This is a genomic window from Gordonia sp. (in: high G+C Gram-positive bacteria) (assembly GCF_049299075.1).
Lineage (GTDB): Bacteria > Actinomycetota > Actinomycetes > Mycobacteriales > Mycobacteriaceae > Gordonia.
This window is the reverse complement of the sequence record NZ_JBAQWU010000255.1, coordinates 1-1663: the sequence shown is the minus strand read 5'-3', so window position 1 is coordinate 1663 and position 1663 is coordinate 1. Positions and strand designations below refer to the sequence as shown.

General features: G+C 68.9%; 3 protein-coding genes. 2 read left to right on the top strand and 1 reads right to left on the bottom strand.

Annotated elements, in window-relative coordinates:
• Together WAW85_RS08025 and WAW85_RS08020 are read left to right on the top strand one after the other, a co-directional pair.
• Positions 1–389: histidine phosphatase family protein (locus WAW85_RS08025; protein WP_422559098.1), on the top strand; the 389-nt coding region annotated here is incomplete at its 5' end.
• 176 nt (positions 390–565) lie between these two features.
• On the top strand, positions 566–1411 hold the full coding sequence (locus WAW85_RS08020) for a DUF559 domain-containing protein (protein WP_422559097.1): 846 nt from the start codon (positions 566–568) through the stop codon (positions 1409–1411).
• 6 nt (positions 1412–1417) lie between these two features.
• Here the strand turns inward: WAW85_RS08020 and WAW85_RS08015 are convergent.
• A partial coding sequence (locus WAW85_RS08015; RefSeq protein ID WP_422559096.1) for a serine hydrolase occupies positions 1418–1663 on the bottom strand: 246 nt, incomplete at its 5' end.

Below are 1663 nucleotides of genomic sequence, written 5' to 3'. Positions count from 1 at the left end.
AGCAACTGAAGATTGGGCTGGACCTTCCGGGCCGGTGCGCGGTGCGCATCGGCCCGGAAGTATCGGTGCGGCACACCGCGCGCCTGCTCGGCCTGTCCGGTCAGGTCGATCCGGGGCTGGCGACGCTCGACCTCGGCTCCTGGTGTGGCCAGGCGCCCGAACAGATCTCCGCCGACGAGTTGGGGCCGTGGTTCGCCGACCCGGCCGCCGCCCCGCACGGCGGGGAGACGGTGGCTGCCTTCGTCGCCCGGATCGGCGTGCACGTCACCGGGCTTCCGGCGGATTCGGTGCTGGTGCTCGCCAAACCGGTGGTTCAGGGGCTGCTGTGCATCGATGCGAGCGACTTCTTCGCCACCGATATTCGGCCTGCCAGCGTCCACCGCTACTGAGGGTCGCGAGACCGTACGGTTTGTTAGGCGCTGACCGATAAACCGTACGGTGTGGCGGGCCGGCCGGAACGCGCGCCGTAGTTCCCGCCGAGATGGAACCGGACGCGGCTCCCGTGCGTCTAATTCACGTGGGGGAGGCCGGAGAACTTGCGAGGATATTCGCTGACCAGGACGGCGTGATCGGTGTCAGTCAGGCGCTGGCGCTGGATCTGACGCGCGATGAGGTGTGTCGGCGTAAAGCCGCGAAGGAGTGGATCGGACTCGGTGCTGGGGTATACCGGCTGGCCGCGCATTCGTACACCGAGGCGGCCAAGGTACGGGCGGCGGCCTGGGTGTCCGGTGGCGTCCTGGACCGCTCTACTGCGGCATGGTGGCACGGCGCCTTGCCGGACCTCATCGGCGTGCCGACCCTCTCGGTGTCGCGGCATAAGTCCCCCAACTCCTGGGCCGGTGGTGAGTGGGACGTCGTCCGCCGGACCTTCTGCGCCGAAGATCGTACTGAGCTCCGCGGCGTCAAGGTCACGAGCAAGGAGTTGGCAGTGCTCGGCGCGGCGCCCTTGGTTGAGCAGCCGTCGCGGTTTCTCGACGACATGCTCCGGACGGGGCAGGTGAGCATGGACGGGCTTCGTACCGCGCTGACGCGCAACCCGCGCATGCGCGGTCTCGGTTCGGCGCGAGACCTGCTCGCAGTGCTGGACTCCGATACGCAGTCGGCGGCCGAGCGGGTCTTCCGGCAGCTGCTGCGTGAGGCAGGAATCTCCGGTTGGGTGCAACAGCACCCGTTTGGCGGCTGGGCGATCGACTTCGCCTGGCCGGAACTAAAGATCGCGGTGGAGATCGATGGCTGGGCCTTCCACCGCAGCCATAAGGAGTTTCAGCGGGACATCCGCAAGCGCAACGCGCTGATCCTGGCCGGCTGGCTGCCGCTGAGCTTCTCCTGGCACGACCTCACCGAACGCCCAATCAGCTCCATGGAGACCGTCGCCGGTCTGATCCGCGACCGGCTGGCGACGGTGGGGTGACGCGCATCAGGCCGACGCGGTGCGCGGGATAGCCGCGTTGATCGTGTCCAACAACGTGCCGTAACGGCCGGATTCGGGGTGACCGGACGGCTTGCCGGTGGACACGACGGCCGCCGCCACGTCGCGCTGCGGGTCGGCCCACAGGGCGATCTGCGTCAAGCCGGTGTGCCCGAAGGCGGCCGGGGCGCCGCGACCGAACGGGCCAAATCGCTCCGACCCCAGCATGAAGCCGGTGCCCCAGCGCAGCGGGAC